Source organism: Flavihumibacter petaseus NBRC 106054 (genome assembly GCF_000974785.1).
In the GTDB taxonomy this organism is placed as follows: Bacteria; Bacteroidota; Bacteroidia; order Chitinophagales; family Chitinophagaceae; genus Flavihumibacter; species Flavihumibacter petaseus.
The window spans coordinates 109885-128777 of record NZ_BBWV01000004.1 but is presented as its reverse complement, the minus strand read 5'-3'; the positions used below and the strand labels follow the sequence as shown (position 1 = coordinate 128777).

General features: G+C 48.8%; 15 protein-coding genes and 1 riboswitch. Of the genes, 11 read left to right on the top strand and 4 right to left on the bottom strand.

Features of this window, described 5'->3' with window-relative positions:
• The first annotated feature begins 21 nt into the window (after window positions 1–21).
• The 11 genes from FPE01S_RS19920 (at window position 22) to FPE01S_RS25965 (ending at window position 14230) form a co-directional block, all read left to right on the top strand.
• The gene (locus FPE01S_RS19920; protein WP_046370855.1) at window positions 22–2193 is read left to right on the top strand and encodes an outer membrane protein assembly factor BamB family protein; all 2172 of its coding nucleotides are present in this window, start codon (window positions 22–24) and stop codon (window positions 2191–2193) included.
• An 11-nt stretch (window positions 2194–2204) separates the two neighbouring features.
• Window positions 2205–3485 (top strand): Na+/H+ antiporter, encoded by a 1281-nt coding sequence (locus tag FPE01S_RS19915; protein WP_046370854.1) that lies wholly within the window; start codon window positions 2205–2207, stop codon window positions 3483–3485.
• A complete protein-coding gene (uxaC, locus tag FPE01S_RS19910; protein WP_046370853.1) occupies window positions 3482–4885 on the top strand; it encodes a glucuronate isomerase in 1404 nt (467 codons plus the stop codon). The genes FPE01S_RS19915 and uxaC overlap by 4 nt, the downstream gene beginning before the upstream one ends.
• 68 nt (window positions 4886–4953) lie before the next feature.
• On the top strand, window positions 4954–5970 hold the full coding sequence (locus FPE01S_RS19905; RefSeq protein WP_046370852.1) for a sugar kinase: 1017 nt from the start codon (window positions 4954–4956) through the stop codon (window positions 5968–5970).
• Entirely contained in the window at window positions 5963–6634 is a 672-nt protein-coding gene (locus FPE01S_RS19900) for a beta/alpha barrel domain-containing protein (protein WP_046370851.1), read from the top strand. Before FPE01S_RS19905 ends, FPE01S_RS19900 begins: the two co-directional genes overlap by 8 nt.
• On the top strand, window positions 6609–7919 hold the full coding sequence (locus FPE01S_RS19895) for an MFS transporter (protein WP_046370850.1): 1311 nt from the start codon (window positions 6609–6611) through the stop codon (window positions 7917–7919). Before FPE01S_RS19900 ends, FPE01S_RS19895 begins: the two co-directional genes overlap by 26 nt.
• A gap of 10 nt (window positions 7920–7929) precedes the next feature.
• Window positions 7930–8361, top strand: coding sequence for a nuclear transport factor 2 family protein (locus FPE01S_RS19890; RefSeq protein ID WP_046371261.1), 432 nt, complete (start codon window positions 7930–7932; stop codon window positions 8359–8361).
• A gap of 29 nt (window positions 8362–8390) precedes the next feature.
• Window positions 8391–9569 (top strand): nucleoside permease, encoded by a 1179-nt coding sequence (locus FPE01S_RS19885; protein ID WP_046370849.1) that lies wholly within the window; start codon window positions 8391–8393, stop codon window positions 9567–9569.
• Window positions 9570–9590: 21 nt separating this feature from the next.
• Window positions 9591–10652 (top strand): oxidoreductase, encoded by a 1062-nt coding sequence (locus FPE01S_RS19880; protein WP_046371260.1) that lies wholly within the window; start codon window positions 9591–9593, stop codon window positions 10650–10652.
• Between the two features lie 10 nt (window positions 10653–10662).
• Complete coding sequence (locus tag FPE01S_RS19875) at window positions 10663–13029, top strand: DUF2339 domain-containing protein (protein WP_046370848.1); 2367 nt, start codon at window positions 10663–10665, stop codon at window positions 13027–13029.
• On the top strand, window positions 13007–14230 hold the full coding sequence (locus FPE01S_RS25965) for a hypothetical protein (protein ID WP_157474110.1): 1224 nt from the start codon (window positions 13007–13009) through the stop codon (window positions 14228–14230). The genes FPE01S_RS19875 and FPE01S_RS25965 overlap by 23 nt, the downstream gene beginning before the upstream one ends.
• Here the strand turns inward: FPE01S_RS25965 and FPE01S_RS19865 are convergent.
• The 4 genes from FPE01S_RS19865 to FPE01S_RS19850 form a co-directional block, all read right to left on the bottom strand.
• Complete coding sequence (locus tag FPE01S_RS19865; protein WP_052956050.1) at window positions 14117–15277, bottom strand: AI-2E family transporter; 1161 nt, start codon at window positions 15275–15277, stop codon at window positions 14117–14119. The genes FPE01S_RS25965 and FPE01S_RS19865 overlap by 114 nt on opposite strands.
• 39 nt (window positions 15278–15316) lie before the next feature.
• Window positions 15317–16573, bottom strand: a complete 1257-nt coding sequence (locus FPE01S_RS19860; protein ID WP_046370846.1) for a homoserine dehydrogenase — start codon at window positions 16571–16573, stop codon at window positions 15317–15319.
• Between the two features lie 20 nt (window positions 16574–16593).
• Window positions 16594–17784, bottom strand: a complete 1191-nt coding sequence (locus tag FPE01S_RS19855; protein ID WP_046371258.1) for a trans-sulfuration enzyme family protein — start codon at window positions 17782–17784, stop codon at window positions 16594–16596.
• 145 nt (window positions 17785–17929) lie between these two features.
• A riboswitch (SAM riboswitch) is annotated at window positions 17930–18056 on the bottom strand.
• 77 nt (window positions 18057–18133) lie between these two features.
• A complete protein-coding gene (locus FPE01S_RS19850) occupies window positions 18134–18808 on the bottom strand; it encodes a YiaD family glycine zipper/OmpA-like lipoprotein (protein WP_046370845.1) in 675 nt (224 codons plus the stop codon).
• Window positions 18809–18893: the final 85 nt, after the last annotated feature.

The window sequence follows — 18893 nt, the reverse complement described above, 5'->3', positions numbered from 1 at the left end:
AAAAAAGCTTTTATTTTAAAGATGCATCTGATTCGCCTGTTAACCGGCACTTCCCGGGTCTTTATTGCCAGCCTCATATTTACTGCATGTAATCAACATCCCTCAAATGCTGATTCAGGGTGGGAAATTTATGGGGCCAACAAATCGAATAACCGGTATGTGAACCTTCGGCAGATTGATACCACAAATGTGCAGCAGCTTACCATTGCATGGACCTATCATTCGAATGATGCCGATTCCAATACGCAGATCCAGGTGAACCCGGTGGTAATCGATACCGTGTTATACGGGATCAGTCCAAAACTGAAATTATTTGCCCTTCATGCAGCAACAGGGAAACAGTTATGGGTATATGATCCCGTTGCTGATTCAGTTGGTGAGTATCGGCCGGAAGGGAGCTTTGCCATCAATGCTTCCCGCGGGCTGGCTGTATATAAAGGCAAGGGAGAACGCAGGCTTTTTTATTCCGCCAACGGTAAATTATATTGCATAAACGGGTTTACCGGCGAGCCGTTCAGAGATTTTGGTGATCATGGCCGGATTGACCTTCATCAGGGCCTCGGCAGGAAAGCTGACGATCTTTATGTAGCGGGAACCACGCCGGGTATAATATATAAAGACCTGATCATTGTGGGGATGCGCGTAGCGGAAGAATCTGTGGCAGCGCCGGGTCATATCCGGGCTTACGACGTACATTCCGGCAAACAACAATGGATATTTCACACGATACCGCAACCCGGCGAAGCTGGATTTGAAACCTGGCAGGATTCAACTGCCTACCGTTATGTAGGCGGAGCCAACTGCTGGGCGGGTTTCAGCCTGGATGAAGAAAAAGGAATTGTTTTTGCACCCACGGGATCTGCAGTATATGATTTTTACGGGGGAAAGCGGAAAGGAGAAAATCTTTACGCTAACTGTGTACTGGCCCTGGATGCGGGGACGGGAAAGCGGGTATGGCATTTTCAGACAATGCACCATGATGTGTGGGACAGGGATCTGCCAAGCGCACCGGTACTCGTGAACATTACCAAAGATGGCAAACAAGTGGAGGCATTGGCGCAGGTGTCCAAAACAGGGTTTATTTACCTTTTCGATCGTGCCACCGGTGTGCCGGTTTATCCTATTCCGGAAATAGCCGTTCCCGTCAGCCCGGTACTTGATGGAGAGCAATTATCGCCTACTCAACCGATACCGTCTTTTCCCAAACCGTTTACGCGCCAGGTGATAACAGCTGCAGACCTGAATCGACTGGTTCCAGACAGTTCATTCCGTAAAATAGCTGCGCAGTATGATACCTTGCAGAAAGGGAACATGTTTATGGCCCCGTCAAGATCCGGAACACTGATCTTTCCTGGCTTTGACGGTGGTGCAGAATGGGGTGGGCCGGCATATGATCCGGAAACAGCAATCCTTTATGTGAATGCAAATGAAGTGCCCTGGATACTGACGATGGTGGACAATAATCCTGGTCAGTCGCGAAAGCAAGATTATATGGGGGCCGGAAATGCCTTGTATAAGGCTAACTGTATGAATTGTCATGGGCCCGACAGGAAAGGCTCAGGCAATTATCCTTCATTGGTGGATGCCGGTAAAAAGTATCCGGATGCGGCGATGCTCAGGCTGCTTAATACCGGCAGAAGGATGATGCCTTCATTTAATCATCTTTCAATGGAGGAAAAACGTGCCATTATTTCATTTGTCCGGCAGGACGCAAAATCCGGCAAATTGCCTTTTGTTCCTTCTCCGAAAGCTGAAGATGCATTTTATCAATTGCCATATAACGCTACCGGATACCATAAATTCAAAACTCCTGAAGGATATCCTGCGATCAATCCTCCCTGGGGCACATTAAATGCGGTTGATCTGAATACCGGCGAGATCCGTTGGAGAGTACCACTAGGGGACTATCCGGAGTTAAAATCGAAGGGCATTCATTCCGGTACGGAGAATTACGGTGGTCCGGTAGTAACTGCGGGAGGACTCGTGATCATAGCGGCTTCGAGCGACAGGAAAATCCGGGCATTTCATAAGGGAAACGGCATGATGTTGTGGGAGGCCGACCTGCCTGCACCGGGCTTTGCAACGCCTGCAGTTTACCAGGTGAATGGCAAACAATACATTACCATTGCCTGCGGTGGGGGTAAATTGGGCAAGCCCGGCGGAGATGCCTATATTACTTTTGCCTTGCCGTAAAAGCACTGATCATGGAACACTACGGGGTGGTACTCTTTATACTGGCCATAATGGTTATTCTGTCGGCAGTAAGCGAAAGTCTTAAATTGCCGGCTCCCATCTTGCTTATCCTTGCAGGAATAGGAATTGGATTTATTCCGGTCATACCAAAAGTTGAACTGGAACCCGAAGTTATCTTCCTGCTGTTTCTTCCTCCGTTGTTATATGATGCAGCTTTCAATATGGAAAAGGACGCATTCCGGGTACATTTCAATACAATCACTACCCTTGGTGTTTCGCTGGTGTTTTTATCGACACTGGGTATTGCGATCGTAGCGCGTTACCTGATCCCGGGATTTACCTGGCCGCTGGCCTTTGTGCTGGGCGCAATCCTTTCCGCAACAGATGCTGTTGCCGCGATGGGGGTTACCAGCGGTCTTGGCCTGACTCAGAAGACAAAAGATATCCTCGAAGGTGAGAGTCTTGTCAATGACGCGTCTGCGCTGGTTGCCTACAGGTTCTCTGTTGCCGCAGTTGCCGGAACAGGCTTCGTATGGTGGCAGGCGGGACTGGCTTTTGTGCGGCTCATGATCGGCGGTGTGCTTGTGGGCCTTGTAATGGGACGCCTGTTTGGCCTGGTATTAAGGCAGTTTCCCCGAAACAATCTCGTAATCATCAGTTTTATTTTACTGATCCCCTTTATTACCTACCTGTTTGCTGAAGCGTTCCAGGTATCCGGCGTGCTTGCAGTTGTTGTTTTGGGGTTAAGCATGGGGCATCTCAGCAGAAAAGTATTTCCGGAACACCTCAAGCAACAATCCCGCAATTTCTGGAGTGTGATGATCTACCTGCTGAACGGCCTGATATTCCTTTTGATCGGGCTTCAATTTCCCTATATCGTGCAAACTCTGGATGAAAGGCTTATAGTTCCCTATATCGGATATGCCGTCATCATTACCCTGGCAGCCCTCCTGATGCGTATGGCGAGAGTATTTCTTCAGCAGGTGAACCTCGAACGCGCATTTGTCAGGCAGCACAAGCGGGTGAAGGAAGAGGCATTGCTGGATATACGGACAAGCCTGATCGTCAGCTGGTCAGGTATGCGGGGTATTGTATCACTGGCGATCGCTATCGGTTTGCCATTAACGCTGACTGATGGTACAGCGTTTCCCCAGCGAAATGCCATTATTTTCATATCAGTCGCCGTAGTGCTGATTACTTTGCTGGGCCAGGGGCTGACATTGCCCTGGCTGGTAAGGAAACTGGCGGGGAAACAGAATGATAAACAGACAACAACTAACTTGACACCATGAAGGCCTTTCTCGACAGAGATTTTTTGTTGCAAACTGAAGCCTCACGCCGGCTTTACCACGAATATGCGGCGGACCTTCCTATCATCGACTACCATAACCATTTACCACCCGACTATATAGCGCGAAATCACCAGTTTGAAAACCTTACCAGCCTTTGGCTTCAGGGAGATCACTATAAGTGGCGTGCTATGAGAGCGAATGGCGTGCCTGAACATTTCATTACCGGAGATGCAACAGACCGGGAGAAGTTCCGGCACTGGGCAGCGACAGTTCCCTATACGGTCAGGAATCCACTATATCACTGGACGCATCTTGAACTGCAGCGTTATTTCGGAATTTCCACGTTGCTAAGTGCTGAAACGGCCGATATTATTTATGACACCTGCAACGAGATGCTGTCAGGGCCGGAATTCAGGGTTCAGCAATTGTTGGAACGCTGTAAAGTGGAAGTAGTTTGCACTACTGACGATCCGGCAGATTCCCTGGAACATCACCGCGTACATTCGGAACAAAAGGGGACAACGGCGGTATATCCTGCCTTCCGGCCTGATGCTGTTATGCAGATGGAGGACGGCGCAAGGCTCCGGCAATACTTAGAACGATTGTCTGCCGTTAGTAATACGGAGCTGAATGATCTGCAACGCCTGCTTGCATGCCTCAGGACAAGGCATGACCACTTCGCAAGACACGGGTGCCGGATTTCAGATCATGGGCTTGAAAACCTTTATGCGCTGCCCGTTGATCATCATACAGCTGAACGCATATTCAGCCGTTTCCTTGCGGGAGAAGAAATTCATCCAGTGGAAGTTTTACAATACAAGTCATTTCTCCTTCATGAATTTGCAACCTGGGATCATGAAAAAAACTGGGTGCAACAGTTCCATGTAGGAGCGTTGCGGAATAATAACCGGCGGATGTTGCGGACTTTAGGTCCGGATACCGGATGGGATTCAATCGGTGACTTCCCGCAGGCAAAGGCTTTATCTGATTTTCTGGATAACCTGGATGCCGGGAATCAGCTTGCCAAAACGATACTCTATAACCTTAATCCGGCGGACAATGAAGTGATGGCGACGATGATTGGAAATTTCAATGACGGGTCGGTTCCGGGAAAAATGCAATGGGGTTCGGCCTGGTGGTTTCTGGATCAGAAGGATGGAATGATCCGGCAACTCAACACGCTTTCCAATATGGGATTGCTGAGCAGATTTGTAGGCATGCTTACTGATTCACGCAGTTTCCTTTCCTTTCCGCGCCATGAATATTTCAGGCGCATTCTCTGTGACCTGTTGGGAAAAGAGATGGAAGCCGGTGAATTGCCTGATGATTTTCCCTGGATCGGTAAGATCGTACAGGATGTGTGCTATTATAATGCGCGTTCCTATTTCGGATTTTTTTGACAATGGCGTGGGGGAATCGGATAAACCAGACGAAGGTGGCACGTTTTATTTTGTTGTATTTTCCATGAATGGAAAAAGTCTGTTGCTTTGGTGAGGTTTTGTTACGGATGTCTCCGGCCTTTGAATTGACCTGGCTGCAAACTAATGACATGCCGGTATACCTCGGTGGTGCAGAACTGAATGTTGCCATGGCATTGAAGCACTGGGATATCCCCGTCCGTTATATTTCTGCTGTGCCTGCCAACGGAATGGGTAAATCAGTGGCTGCATATGTAGCTCAATCCGGAATTGATACAACCTCAATGATCTTCTCCGGAAACAGGGTGGGGGTGTATTATCTGCCCCAGGGAACTGATCTCAGGCATGCGGGTGTTATCTATGATCGCGCGCATTCTTCATTTTCACAGCTTCAGCCTGGCTCAATTGACTGGGGCAGGGCCCTGGAAGGTGTTGACTGGTTTCATTTCAGTGCTATCTCTCCCCCTTTAAGTGACAATGTGAACGCGCTGTGCCTGGAAGCTTTGCGTGCGGCAGAAAAGAAGAATATCACGATATCTGTTGATCTGAACTACAGGGAGATGCTCTGGGCGAACAGACCCGATCCCCGGACTGTGCTGCCCGAACTCGTATCCTATTGTCACGTTGTAATGGGAAATATCTGGAGTGCGGACAAGCTTCTGGGTATTCCCAACGATAATTCAGGACAAGCGCATACAGATGCGGCGCAGTGGGCTGAAATTGCCACAGGTGCAGCAGCAGGGATTTTCGCTGCGTTTCCCAAAGTTCATACTGTTGCCAACACTTTCCGTTTTGACCAGGAGCGTGGTCTGTGTTATTTCGCTTGCCTGGATCAAAAAGTAAGCAGGGCAATATCACCGGTTTTCAGGGCGACAACAATTGTTGACCGGGTGGGTAGCGGTGATTGTTTCATGGCCGGCTTGATCCGTGGCATTAAAGCAGGAGCGTCACCGGAGGCAATTGTCAGCTTTGCTGCAGCCGCGGCATTTGGCAAACTCCAGGAAAAAGGCGACAGCACCAGGCAAACCATTGAACAGATCAAAAAAATTCAACAGCAATATGCATAAGGCGTCGGTTATTCTTGAAGCGTTGTCCGATACAGGGTTGATGCCATTGTATTATCATCCGGATCCCGGCATTTGCTGCCAGTTGCTGAAAGCAATATATGATGGCGGTGCCAGGCTCGTGGAATATACCAACCGTGGCACTATGGCGCTGGAAAATTTCCGGGTAATGCGCAGTTATGCCGATGAGAACCTGCCCGGACTGTTACTTGGTATCGGGACGATCAAGGATGCCAAATCGGCAAAGCTTTTCCTGAAAGGAGGGGCAGATTTTGTGGTGAGTCCCGGAATGGATGAAGTCATAGGGGAGATGGTCCACAAAGCACATCGGCTATGGATACCCGGTTGCATGACTGCTACTGAGATCATGAAAGCAGAGGCCGCCGGAGCGCGCATAGTCAAGTTGTTTCCGGGAAATATTCTCGGTCCCGGATTCGTGCGGGCAGTCCGCGAAGTTTTTCCGCAGATGCAGTTTATGCCGACAGGCGGAGTGGATACGGAACGGACAAATCTTGAAAACTGGTTCAGCAGCGGGGTTATTGCAGTGGGATTGGGTGGTGCACTGTTGCGAAAAGATCTGCTGGCTGACCTGAATTACTCCGCCATTACAGAGGAAATCAAACGAGTGCTTGAATATATCTATGACATTAAAAAATCACGAAAATAGCGGCAGCATCCGATGGTTCATCTGCACGCTGGTGTTCCTTGCCACCACCATCAACTATCTCGACCGGGCTGTGATCAGCCTGTTGAAGCCTACGCTTGAAAAGGCTTATAACTGGTCCGAAACCGATTATTCCCGCATTGTGACTGCCTTTCAGTTGTCTTATGCAATCGGGTTGCTGCTTGCCGGCAGGGTAATTGACAAAATCGGAACGAAAAGCGGCTACGCGCTCTCCCTGACTCTTTGGAGTGTTGCAGCGATCGGTCATGCTTTTGTGGTGAGTACAGGCGGGTTTATTCTGGCGCGGACAGCTTTGGGAATAAGTGAGGCGGGAAATTTTCCTGCCGCCATCAAAACCGTTGCGGAATGGTTCCCCAAAGCCGAAAGATCATTTGCCACCGGCTTCTTTAATTCGGGAACAGCACTGGGTGCAATACTGGCACCCTTAACAGTGCCTTTTATCGAAGTGCGGCTGGGCTGGCAATGGGCGTTTATTCTGACCGGGGCGGTGGGGCTGCTCTGGCTGGTATTGTGGTTTCGGGCTTTCTCAAAACCTGAAACGCACCCCCGAATCAGCGCTGCCGAGTTGGCCTATATACAGAGTGATACCGATGAAGTTGTGAAGGGTGCAGGGGAAACCGAAGAACCGGTGAAATGGGTCAGTCTTTTACGATACCGGCAAACCTGGGCCTATGTATGTGGCAAATTCTTTACTGACCCCGTCTGGTGGTTTTACCTGTTCTGGTTACCTGCTTTTCTGAAAGCCCAGTACGGATTGGAAAAAACAGATCTGGCGTTGCCCGTTGCTACTGTTTATATTCTTTCCGCTATTGGCAGCGTGGTTGGCGGATGGTTGCCTTATTCCCTTATCCGTTCTGGAATGCCGGTTTTCAGATCGCGCAAGCTTGCCATGTTCGGATATGCATTATGTGCCCTGCCGGTGATGGCGGCTCAATGGCTTGGCAGTTTTAACATGTGGTGGGCGGTACTGATTATTGGATTCGGAGCAGCTGCGCACCAGGCATGGTCGGCAAATATCTATACCACTGTATCAGACATGTTCCCAAAAAAAGCCGTGGCTTCTGTTACCGGCATCGGCGGTATGGCCGGCGCACTTGGAGGAATGCTGATTGCGGTACTGGCCGGCGCATTGTTCGATCACTATAAAATTCTGGGTAATCTGCCGAAAGGATATGCTATCATGTTCTTCATTTGCGGATTTGCTTATCTTTTCACCTGGCTCCTCATGCATTTGCTGGCGCCAAGGATGAAACGTATTGACCTTTAAACTGACAACCATGCACAGGAAACTGTATTTGCTGTTGATCGCAATTGCCTGCAGTGCCATCCTGATGGCGCAACAGCAGACGTCTTCTTCTCTACCCGATGCTGTTGATGCCCTGAATAAAGCAATACTGGATGCAGATAGCAGTGCCCTGGCACGATTAACAGATAAGCGATTGACCTATGGTCATTCAGTTGGCCGGATTGAAGACCGTGACCAGTTTATACGGGCCCTCGTATCCGGAGGCGCCGATTTTAAAACCTTACAAGTGGCAGATCAAACAATTCTTTACAGTGGCAATACGGGAGTTGTGCGCCATGTATTGACTGCTGTGATCGTTGACAAGGGCAATGAGATCAATCTGAAGCTTGCGGTGTTACAGGTTTGGGAGAAACAAAAGAGCGGATGGAAACTGCTTGCAAGACAGGCGTCGAAATTGCCGTGAAGTAAAACTTAGTTTGTATTTTAACAGCTATGAAAACAAGAACCGGTGTCATGTTATCGGCCATGATGTTCATGGAGTATTTCATCTGGAGTGCCTGGTATGTGACCATGGGTACATATATGATCAGCCGGTTACAGGCAACCGGGATACATGTAGGGGCAGCATACAGCGCACTCGCCGTGGCGACGATGGTATCGCCACTCTTTGTAGGGCTGGTGGCTGACCGGTTCTTCCCCGCACAGAAAATCATGGGGTGGCTCCACCTGCTTGGAGCAGTATTACTGATCGCAGCAACCAAAGTTACCGCCAACCAGACATTTTACTGGATAGTACTGGCATATTCGCTTTTGTATATGCCGACCATAGCTTTGTCGAACAATATTGCGTTCTATCAGATGGATGACGCAGGCAAACAATTTCCCTGGATCAGGGTATTCGGAACCGTCGGATGGATACTTGCCGGGTTACTTGTCGGCTATCTCAATTTTGCTAAAACGGCGAATAGTTTTTACCTGGCAGCCGGAGTGTCGGTGGCATTGGGCCTGTTCAGTTTCTTTTTGCCCAATACACCTCCAAAGGGAAGTGCTGCGCAGGGTGGTAACATGATGAAAGATGCCGGTGTGCTGTTCAGGAGTAAGGCCTACCTGATATTTTTTATCGCTGCGGTGCTGGTTTGCATACCGCTGGCCTTTTACTATAGTTTTGCCAATTCTTTCCTGGACGAAATCGGGATGACAAATGCAGCCGGAAAGATGATTCTGGGTCAGGTATCGGAAGGACTTTTTATTCTTGCAATTCCTTTTCTTTTTAACCGGATCGGCGTAAAGAAAATGCTGCTGATCGGCATGGGCGCCTGGGTGCTCCGTTATATTTGCTTTGCTTACGGCTACGGGCAACCTGAATCCTGGCTTCTGTATTCAGGCATCATACTGCATGGTGTATGTTATGACTTCTTTTTTGTGACTGGTTATATGTATACGGAGAAGAAGGCGGGAGAGGGCATCAAAAATGGTGCTCAGGGCTTGTTTACGTTTGCAACCTATGGCCTGGGGATGTTTGTCGGTACCTGGTTTGCCGGCTTTACTGTTGACCGTTACCAGGTAGGGGGAGCGCATTTATGGAAATCCGTGTGGATGGTGCCGGCTGGAATTGCCTTTCTGGTGCTCCTGTATTTTGTTTTCTTTTTCAGCGAGAAGAAACAGGCCTAATTTGTGTCCAAATTGAAACAAGTGAAGCAATCAGTAAAAACCGGACTAATCGGATTTGGCATGGCAGGACGGGTGTTCCATGCACCTTTTGTGAACAGTCACAACGGCCTGGAACTGATTAGGATCAGTACGTCCAATCCCGAAGCCGCAGCACTCGCCACTTCGTTGTATCCAAAAACTGTTATTGTACCCGATGCGCAAGCGATAATCAATGACCCGGACATTGAATTGGTAATCGTTGCTACGCCGAATACCAGCCACGTCCCGCTTGCCAAAGCGGCTATGGAAGCCGGCAAACATGTTATTCTGGAAAAACCATTTACGATTACCAGTGCTGATGCAGAGGAGCTGATAAATGTTAGTGAAGCCACCGGAAGGTTGCTGACAGTGCACCATAACAGGCGATTTGACGGCGACTTTGCAACAGTAAAAAAGCTGCTGGCCAGCGGTATGCTCGGCAGGGTGGCTGAATTGAAGATCAACTATGACCGGTTCCGCCCGGAGCTTCGGCCACATGCCTGGCGCGAAGAAGATCTGCCGGGTTCAGGAATACTTTACGACCTCGGCGCACACCTTATTGATCAGGCACTGCACCTGTTCGGCTGGCCGCGCACGCTTCATGCGGAAGCGCTCATCCAAAGGCCGGGAGGCAAGGTGGATGATCGTTTCGAGATAATATTGCAATATGATGGGGTGCGGGTGGCATTAAGCTCCGGAATGCTGATCCGGCAACCAGGCCCCCATTTTGTTATCCATGGAGATAAAGGGACATTCGTCAAATATGGCATGGATCCCCAGGAAAATGCACTCAAGGCAGGATATACGCCGCAAACAATGGCTGACTGGGGCAAGGACCCGGAGTCTGCCTGGGGAAAGATCAATACTACCTGGCAGGGGATGAACCTTCAGGCTTCCGTGGAAACAGAAACTGGCCGTTACCAGGACTTTTTCAAAAATGTAGCAGAGGCGATTAGAGGTGAAGCTGCATTGCAGGTGTTGCCGCAACAGGCAAGGGATACCATCCGGATTATAGAATACTGTTTCCGCAGTGTGCGGGAAAAAAGAACACTATATTTGGAGTGAACCCTTAACCATGGAATTTTTACTTATTCCGCTCTGCCTGGTCATGCTGGTAGTGCTGTTTTCCCTGAAGAATATTGTTCGCGCAGAATTCAAGAGGCTGGATAATCAGCTTTGGCAATTGCGCCAGGAAATTACATCCTGGAAAAAAGAACAGGTTCCGGTGGAATCAAAACCTGTTTCTGTTGCTCCTGATTCGCCACCCATAGCGCCCGTGCAGCCTGAACCAACAACCGCGCCTGAACCATTTGAGGAACCGGTAGCGATTCCCGTACCAGTGGAGCCTGAGCCGACACCTGTTCAGCGGGACTATTGGAAATCCGGTTTTGAAGTGGTTGGTGAGACGGAGAAGGAAGAAGAAGTCTCTGCGGAAGTGGCATTTTCACCCGTTCAGCATGAAGTTCAGGCACCAAAGCCTGGCTTCTTCGACAGGCATCCGGATCTAGAAAAATTTATTGGCGAGAACCTGGTGAGTAAGATCGGGATTGCAATCCTGGTGATGGCGATTGCGTACTTTGTAAAATTTGCGATCGACAACAACTGGATCGGACCGGTCGGAAGGGTAGCGATTGGGGTGCTTTGTGCTGGTGTCCTGATTGGAATTGGTCACTACCTGCGGCGTTCGTATCACGCCTTCAGTTCTGTAATAGTTGGTGGCGGTATTGCAGTATTATATTTTACCATCGCACTGGCGTACCAGCAATTTCATCTTTTCCCTCAGTCTATCGCGTTTATCATTATGTTGGTAATCACAGTTTTTGCTGTGATTCTATCACTGCTATACGACCGGCAGGAGCTTGCAGTGATCGGACTCGTCGGTGGATTTGCAGCCCCTTTCCTGGTCAGCAATAACAGCGGCAATTTCAGGGCGCTTTTTACGTATCTCTCATTGCTGAATGCGGGATTGTTGCTGATTGCCTACCGGAAAAACTGGCGGTTGCTGAACCTGCTGGCCTTTGTATTTACAGTACTGCTTTTCGGCGGCTGGCTGGCAACAGCGCCTGCAACCCTCAGTACAAAAGACTACATGGCCGGCTTTTGGTTTGCCATCCTGTTTCATATAATCTTTTTTGCTGCCAATGTGGCCTATAACATTCGCAGAAATCAATCTTTTGTCGCAGCTGACTTCAGCATGATATTGTCGAATGCGGCCCTGTTTTTTACAGCAGGACTCATTTTGTTGCATCGCATGCAGGCAGAACATTTACAGGGGCTATTTACCATTGCAATGGCGGTTATTTACTGTTTGCTTTCCTTTATCTTTTTCCGGAACCGGAAAGTGGAAGCCAATATTATTTTCCTGCTTATAGGATTAACGGTAAGTTTTATTTCCCTTACGGCTCCAATTCAGTTAAAAGGAAACCATATTACCCTGTTCTGGGCGACGGAAGCAGTATTGTTGTACTGGGTACATGTCCGGAGCAGGATGCCCCTGTTCCGTTATACTACCGCACTGGTGTGGGGTGCCATGATGATTAGTCTTATGATCGATTGGGAAGCAGGTGCAGGTCTCCTGACGGGATTGTATGCCGGTATTACAACTTTTGCCTTGTTTTACCTGGTACGAGACAGGGAGCAGCGTTTGATCGGTTATATCGTAGAAATTGCCGGCCTCCTCATTTTTTATATTTCCGGTATACTCGAGATAGACAGGCGGATTGATGCTGCAGCAGGTCAGCAAAGCCTGATGATGTATGAGATGGCGTATACTGTTTGTTTTAGTGGTTTGCTATTTCTGCTAAGGAATTATATAAGAATATTTCAAGTGCAGAAATACCTGTTGGCGAGTATCATTGCGTTCACGCTATTTTACTTTTTCCTGCTTACCTCCAATGTCTTCCACGTTCAGGCTGAGATACTCCAGGCGGGGAAGAGCCTGGTGCCTTTCCTGTGGTACTGGCTTGCCGGCGCCGTAGTAGCTTTAATGATAGCGTGGTTCTCCAGGATGGTGTACAACAACGATCCGCTGCTGTTACCATTAGGCGATGCAGCACCCTGGTTATTGGTTTTCTGCTCGGTGTTGCTGCTGAGTATTGCCGGTCATTTACTGGTCAATCAGATATTTTTCAGTCCCACGCATTCTCTATCCGACTTACAGCGGATATACCTTAAATCAGGCCTCCCGATTCTGTGGGGGGGCTGTTCCTTTGTGCTGATGTGGCAGGGGATGAGAAAAAAGTGGAAAACATTGCGTATCATTTCACTCAGCCTGTTTACACTTACACTGATCAAACTATTCGTATTCGACATCCGGAATATTTCGGTGGCGGGAAAAATAGCTGCATTCTTCTGCCTGGGTGTCTTGTTGCTGGTCGTATCATTCATGTATCAGCGGCTAAAGAAAATTATCATAGAAGATGAAGAAAAACCATCGGTATAGATTTTCCCTGGTTGTTTTGGCCCTTATTGGCGTTGCAGTTGGGTATGGGCAGGGGAGTTTTCGCTATCAGGCTGAACTGCCGGTAGTGCAACAGGATGGGTTTTACCGGATCGTTATTACACCTGAGATAGCTGCCCGTGCGCTGGATGGTCTGACTGATATCCGTCTTGCCTTAGCAGCCAGCGACAGCACAATACCGTTCATTAATGATCCAGCTGTTGCATCAGTACTGAAGCCAGAATTCCGGTTATTTCCGCTGTTGGAGAGTGGCCGTGATACTGCCGGTCGGTATTTTAACACAGCTGAAAATTCCGGTCAGGTAGTGGTCAATATGCTGGAACTGCGATTCCGGAATGCCATTGTGGGGCGTGGCTTATCGATGTTCGGAAGCGATGATAATCGGCAATGGTTTGCCATAAAGGAGCATATTCCGCTGGAAAGCGTCAATAGTGATGATGATAGTTCATTCGTGCAGGCGATCCCTTTACCGGGTGTTAGGTACCGTTACATAAGGATCGTACAGGAAGAAAAAGGATTGGTACCAGTGAAACTTTTGCAGGCAGGAATATATAAAAACGATCTTCTGGAAGGGAAGTTTGTTTTGCTGCCTCCGGCTGCCATTACCCAGCGCGACAGCAGCAACAGGAAGTCTTATATACGGCTGGACTGGAAGGAGCCATTTACGCTTGATAAGCTGGTGCTTCAACCGGACGGTGCGAGATTTTTCCACCGATCAGTTTCCCTCTACGCCAATGAAACCTGTACTGATATTCTTAATACCAGGTTGTTGCGTTCGGGCGGAACTGGTGATATCAATGTAAAAAACCGGGGTAAATCACTTTGGCTGGTAGTCGAAAATGAAGATGATCAGCCTTTGCGCTGGAACAGGATAATTGCTTACCAATTGCAGCAAAGTGTCATTGCATGGCTCAGAGCCGGTGAAAAATACCGGTTACTGGCTGGAGATGACTCCTTAAAAACGCCCCCCCAATATGACCTCAAATATTTTCGCGACAGCCTTCCCCGGGTAATGGCAGATATTCAACCAGCAGGTTTGTTGGCCAGGCAACAGCCGGTGAAAGCTTCTTCAGGTAACGGCATCGGAAAGTCCATGCTCTGGATCGCCATTATTATTGTACTTGCCCTCCTCACCATTATCAGTCTCCGGCTCGCCGGGGACCTCCGTAATAGGATGCCTTGACATCCAGGACTGAAAAATGGTATAGGCAACAGCAAGGACAATCGCACCTTTGAACATTCCTGTGAATCCCCAGGCGGCCAGCCCCCCGAGCACGCCAACAAACAAAACCAGGATCGGTAATTTTCCGGATTTGGCGATCAGGACAGGCTTCAGAAACGTGTCGAGCAGGATCAGGACAATGCCGAATATGCCAACGAATGCAGCCTGGCCAGTATGGCCATTATACAGTAACCAGGCACCAAGGGGCACCCAGACTACCCAGGCACCAATCTGAATAATGGTAAACAGAAAAATCAGCGCTGCCATCACCGTTGGCAACGGAATACCCGCAATTGTGTAGGCAAGCCACGCAAGCACTGCAGTAATAAATCCGGTTCCCATTACGCCAATAGCAACACCACGTACAGCTTTTGCAGCGGCATCCAGCAGTGCTGGTCCGTCATCTTTCCCGATGATATGCTGGCTGGCCCTGTAAACGATGCGCAGAAGATTCTCCTGGTGCACGAGAAAAACGGCAGAAATGATGATGCCCAGTATCAGTTCAGCTCCGGACCCGAGCAAACCGGCACCTTCATGCAGAATCTTCCCCAGTATTGCTTTGATCTGGTGCTCGTACACATGAATAGAAGCGTTTGGGTCCTGTTGCATCAGCGTCCAGCTCTTCTGCAGGTTATCTCCAACCAGCGGCAGTGAAGCGATCCATTCCGGCAGCGCAGGTATACCCGATGATTTGAGATTGACCAGCATTTCCTGCACATGATGAAAATATTTACCCAATGCATTCAGGAACAGCAGGAAGGGGATGGCCATAATGGCAATCAGTAAAAAAGCATAGGTTATGGCTGCCCATACCTTCTTTCCTCCCATAGACCGTTGCATTCTATGAAAGAAATGCCGGAACGAAACAGCAAGAATACAGGCATAGGTGAATACACCGAAAAATGGACCGATGACTTTGTACAAAGCCCACAGCAACACCAGGAATAGTAATACTACCAGGCAGACTTCAATGGCATTTTTGTCCTTTTTGACAACGGCGTTTTCCATACAGGAATTTACAATTAATTCCTGTAGCCCTGAATCGAACTATACTATACCCGCCAGTTCCAGGCTTTTTTTCTTCAGTTGCTGGATGGCTACATCCTCAATGATTGGATCTGCAGTCAGGATCAGGGAAGTATGGTTGGATTTCCACCAGTTGTTTTCAAACAGTTCTTTCACCGGCAGTACCCCTACCAGGTATTTCCTCTCTTCCCGTGCATGCCATTCTTCAATCCATTCAAATTTTTCGCGTGGGATATGTTTCCAGTCGGTAAAGCTCACATATACCCTCAGGTAAAAGTCATCCGTTAGGGTATTCGGCTGGTGGTGATAGAGTTTCTTGTATTCGTATTTGTAATCGTAGCGGAGGGCAGAAAGGTCGCTTAATACAGCTGAGGCTGTCGGGAAACTTCCTGCACCTTTTCCGTAAAAGAACTGTTTGTCGGAAAATCCGCTTTCTATCACCACGCCGTTGTATTCATTCTTTACAAATGCCAGGTGGTCTTCCTGGGGAATAAATTGCGGGATAACAAAGCTGGCCACCTTGCCATTGGTCAGTTTCTGCGCCTGTGCCACCAGCTTGATCTGCTGCCCCTTTTCAGCAGCAACCCGGGCATCCATCGCGTGAATGTTCTGAATACCGGTGAACAATAAATTGTCGGGGTGTTCAATGATGCCGTAAGCGTGGGTGAGCAGGAAAGCCCACTTGTTCACTGCATCGAAACCTTCCACATCAAGCTTTGGATCAGACTCCGCAAAGCCCAGTTGTTGGGCCAGCAGTAAAGCCTGCTGAAAGTCGAGCTTGTCCTCGAACATCTTCGTAAGAATGAAATTGGTGGAACCGTTAACGATTGCCTTGATGCCGTGGAGCAGGTCGTTATCATAGTATTCTTCGAGGTTGCGGATGACGGGGATCGAAGCACAGGCAGCGGATTCGTACAGAAAGCTCTGACCGGTTTCCTGCTGTAGTGCCAGGAGTTCCGGCAAATGTTCTGCGATCATTTTCTTGCTTGCACTTACCACAGATTTTCCTTTCAGCAAGGCTGTTTTTACGATATCAAATGCAGGACCGGCCTCATTGATCACTTCAACGATCACATTGATTTCTTCATCCTGCAACAGTTCTTCACGATCTGTCGTAAACAGCACCGGAGGCGCGTTTCTTTTTTTATTCGGGTCTTTGATGCATACTTTTTTTATTCGGGCACTCAACGAGGGTGTTTGTTGTAGCACCTTGTAAAGGCCTTCTCCAACTACTCCGAATCCAAATAGTCCGATGGTTAACTGCTTGTGGTAAGTCATGTATGGTGTTTGCTATGGGGTTAACAATGGTGCAGCTGTTGTGCAATGCCGTTTTCACTTTGGGTTGCCTGAACAATAGCCAGAGCGGTTTCAAGGTCATTGATCAGGTCTGTCGGGTCTTCAAGGCCGACGCTCAGCCGGATAAGGCTGTCTTTAACGCCGGCTGCTTTTCTTGTCGCCGCGTCGATCGACTTATGGGTCATGCTGGCGGGGTGGCTTACGAGGCTTTTTACACCGCCGAGACTTTCTGCCAGGTGGAAGAGCGTAGTATTGGTAACCAGGCTGATGGCTGCTGCTTCAGTGTCAGTCCGGAGACTGAAGCTGATAACACCGCCAAAGTCTTTTTGTTGTTGCCGTGCCAATCCATGCTGGGGATGGCTTGTAAGGCCCGGATAGAATACTTTGTCCACCAGGGGATGGGATTCCAGGTATTGTGCGATGGTTGCTGCGTTGCGGCTGTGTTGAGCGATACGGAGCGGTAGCGTTTCGAGTCCACGGATCAGCAGAAAGCTGTCAAAAGGGCCGAGAACTGCTCCGCAGGCATTCTGATAGAACTTGATCTGTGTGCCAATGGCTTCCTCACGGGTAACGACCAGTCCCGCGATCACATCGCTGTGTCCGCCAATATATTTTGTAGCACTGTGTACGACAATATCAGCACCGAGTTTCAGCGGTTGCTGGAGGATGGGTGAAGCAAAGGTATTGTCGACACAAAGCAGAATGCCATATCGGTGAGCAATTTCAGCAACAGCCCGGATGTCAGATATTTTGAGCGTGGGGTTGGTCGGGCTTTCCAGCCAGATCAGTTTTGTTTTGGAAGTAATGGCCCGGTTAATGGCGCCAAGGTCGGTAGTGTCAACATAGTTGACGGTAATTCCGAATTTTTTATAGACTTTCTCAAATAACCGGAAGGCGCCACCGTAGATATCGTCAACAGCAATTATCTCGTCCCCGGATTCCAGGAGTTTGATTACTGCGTCAATCGCCGCCAGACCGCTGGCGAAAGCTGCACCAGTGGTACCTCCTTCGAGTTTGGCCACGATCTTTTCCAGTTCCTGGCGGGTAGGGTTGTTCGAACGGCTGTAGTCAAAACCGCGATTGATTCCAGGCGCGTCCTGTACGAATGTACTGGTCTGGTAAATCGGTACAGCGATCGCTCCTGTTTGGGGGTCTACCGGAATGCTGTGCAAAAGTTGTGTTGTCGCGTGCATGTTAAACATTTTTTTTGTTGATAAACAATTGGTTGCGACACCACCCATCAAGTGTACCGGAAGCGCTTTTGCATAAAAAAAGCTCTTCCGATAAATCATCAGAAGAGCTCATATTAGAATTTTTATTCTGTAAAGCTATTCATCAGACTTATCTCCCCTGCAACCGGATTCCGTTTGCGGGCTGGATTTGGCACCTTACTTTCCATTTTGAGGTGGAAAACAGGTTGTCAAGGCTTCATCGGGCCATTTCCCTCTGCCTTTCTTGATAAGCGATGTTGTAAAGAACTGGCGCAAAGATAGCAGCGCCCCGGTCAACTTTCCAAAATATTTTTAGGACCGGCTTTCGGCGTTAGTTCTGACCGGCCTCTTTTTTGGCCTCATTCTTCATGGCCTCATTTGCGGTGATCAGAAAATCTACCCGTCTGTTTTTGGCCATATTGGCATCAGTGTCATTGGGGTAACGTGGCTCAAATTCCCCATAACCCTTGGTTTTGACCCTTGATTTGGCCACCCCCGCACTTACAATATAATCCGCCACTGCAGTCGCCCTGCGCTCTGACAATTTCTGGTTGTAATCGGCTGCACCCTGGCTGTCTGTGTGGCCGGCTATTTCAAGATCTGTATCAGGGTATTTATTCAGAATAGTGGTCAGTTTTTTCAGCTCAGTTTTGGAAGCATCGCTCAGGTCAGATTTATCAAACCCGAAGAGGATTTCGCTGTTGAATTCCACTACAATGCCTTCTTCCACTCTTTCCACATTGGCATCAGGAATTTCCTGCTTGATCTCTTTGGCCTGCTTGTCCATTTTGTTTCCTATTAATCCTCCGGCAGTGCCTCCGACAACTGCGCCGATGATGGCACCGAGACCAGCATTTCCGGCTGCTTTCCCGATAACAGCACCAACGGCGGCACCACCGCCAGTTCCTATCGCAGCACCCTTCTGTGTATTGTTCATCGATTTACATCCCGCGATCAGAATTATACAGGCCGTTCCTGACAAAATCGCTTTTACAAACTTTTTCATGTGAATCTTGTTTATTGGTGAGTGATAGGCAAAATGCAGGCCAAAGGTAGATAAATTAGGATTTGCAGTATTTTGCAGCGAGGAG

What these genes read in the sequence shown, in the direction of transcription:
- FPE01S_RS19865 (WP_052956050.1), bottom strand. Translation starts at nt 15,277, where the DNA reads ATGGAAAACGCCGTTGTCAAAAAGGACAAAAATGCCATTGAAGTCTGC.
- FPE01S_RS25965 (WP_157474110.1), top strand. Translation starts at nt 13,007, where the DNA reads ATGAAGAAAAACCATCGGTATAGATTTTCCCTGGTTGTTTTGGCCCTT.
- FPE01S_RS19900 (WP_046370851.1), top strand. Translation starts at nt 5,963, where the DNA reads ATGCATAAGGCGTCGGTTATTCTTGAAGCGTTGTCCGATACAGGGTTG.
- FPE01S_RS19890 (WP_046371261.1), top strand. Translation starts at nt 7,930, where the DNA reads ATGCACAGGAAACTGTATTTGCTGTTGATCGCAATTGCCTGCAGTGCC.
- FPE01S_RS19905 (WP_046370852.1), top strand. Translation starts at nt 4,954, where the DNA reads ATGGAAAAAGTCTGTTGCTTTGGTGAGGTTTTGTTACGGATGTCTCCG.
- FPE01S_RS19860 (WP_046370846.1), bottom strand. Translation starts at nt 16,573, where the DNA reads ATGACTTACCACAAGCAGTTAACCATCGGACTATTTGGATTCGGAGTA.
- FPE01S_RS19915 (WP_046370854.1), top strand. Translation starts at nt 2,205, where the DNA reads ATGGAACACTACGGGGTGGTACTCTTTATACTGGCCATAATGGTTATT.
- FPE01S_RS19875 (WP_046370848.1), top strand. Translation starts at nt 10,663, where the DNA reads ATGGAATTTTTACTTATTCCGCTCTGCCTGGTCATGCTGGTAGTGCTG.
- FPE01S_RS19920 (WP_046370855.1), top strand. Translation starts at nt 22, where the DNA reads ATGCATCTGATTCGCCTGTTAACCGGCACTTCCCGGGTCTTTATTGCC.
- FPE01S_RS19850 (WP_046370845.1), bottom strand. Translation starts at nt 18,808, where the DNA reads ATGAAAAAGTTTGTAAAAGCGATTTTGTCAGGAACGGCCTGTATAATT.
- FPE01S_RS19885 (WP_046370849.1), top strand. Translation starts at nt 8,391, where the DNA reads ATGAAAACAAGAACCGGTGTCATGTTATCGGCCATGATGTTCATGGAG.
- FPE01S_RS19855 (WP_046371258.1), bottom strand. Translation starts at nt 17,784, where the DNA reads ATGCACGCGACAACACAACTTTTGCACAGCATTCCGGTAGACCCCCAA.
- FPE01S_RS19895 (WP_046370850.1), top strand. Translation starts at nt 6,609, where the DNA reads ATGACATTAAAAAATCACGAAAATAGCGGCAGCATCCGATGGTTCATC.
- uxaC (WP_046370853.1), top strand. Translation starts at nt 3,482, where the DNA reads ATGAAGGCCTTTCTCGACAGAGATTTTTTGTTGCAAACTGAAGCCTCA.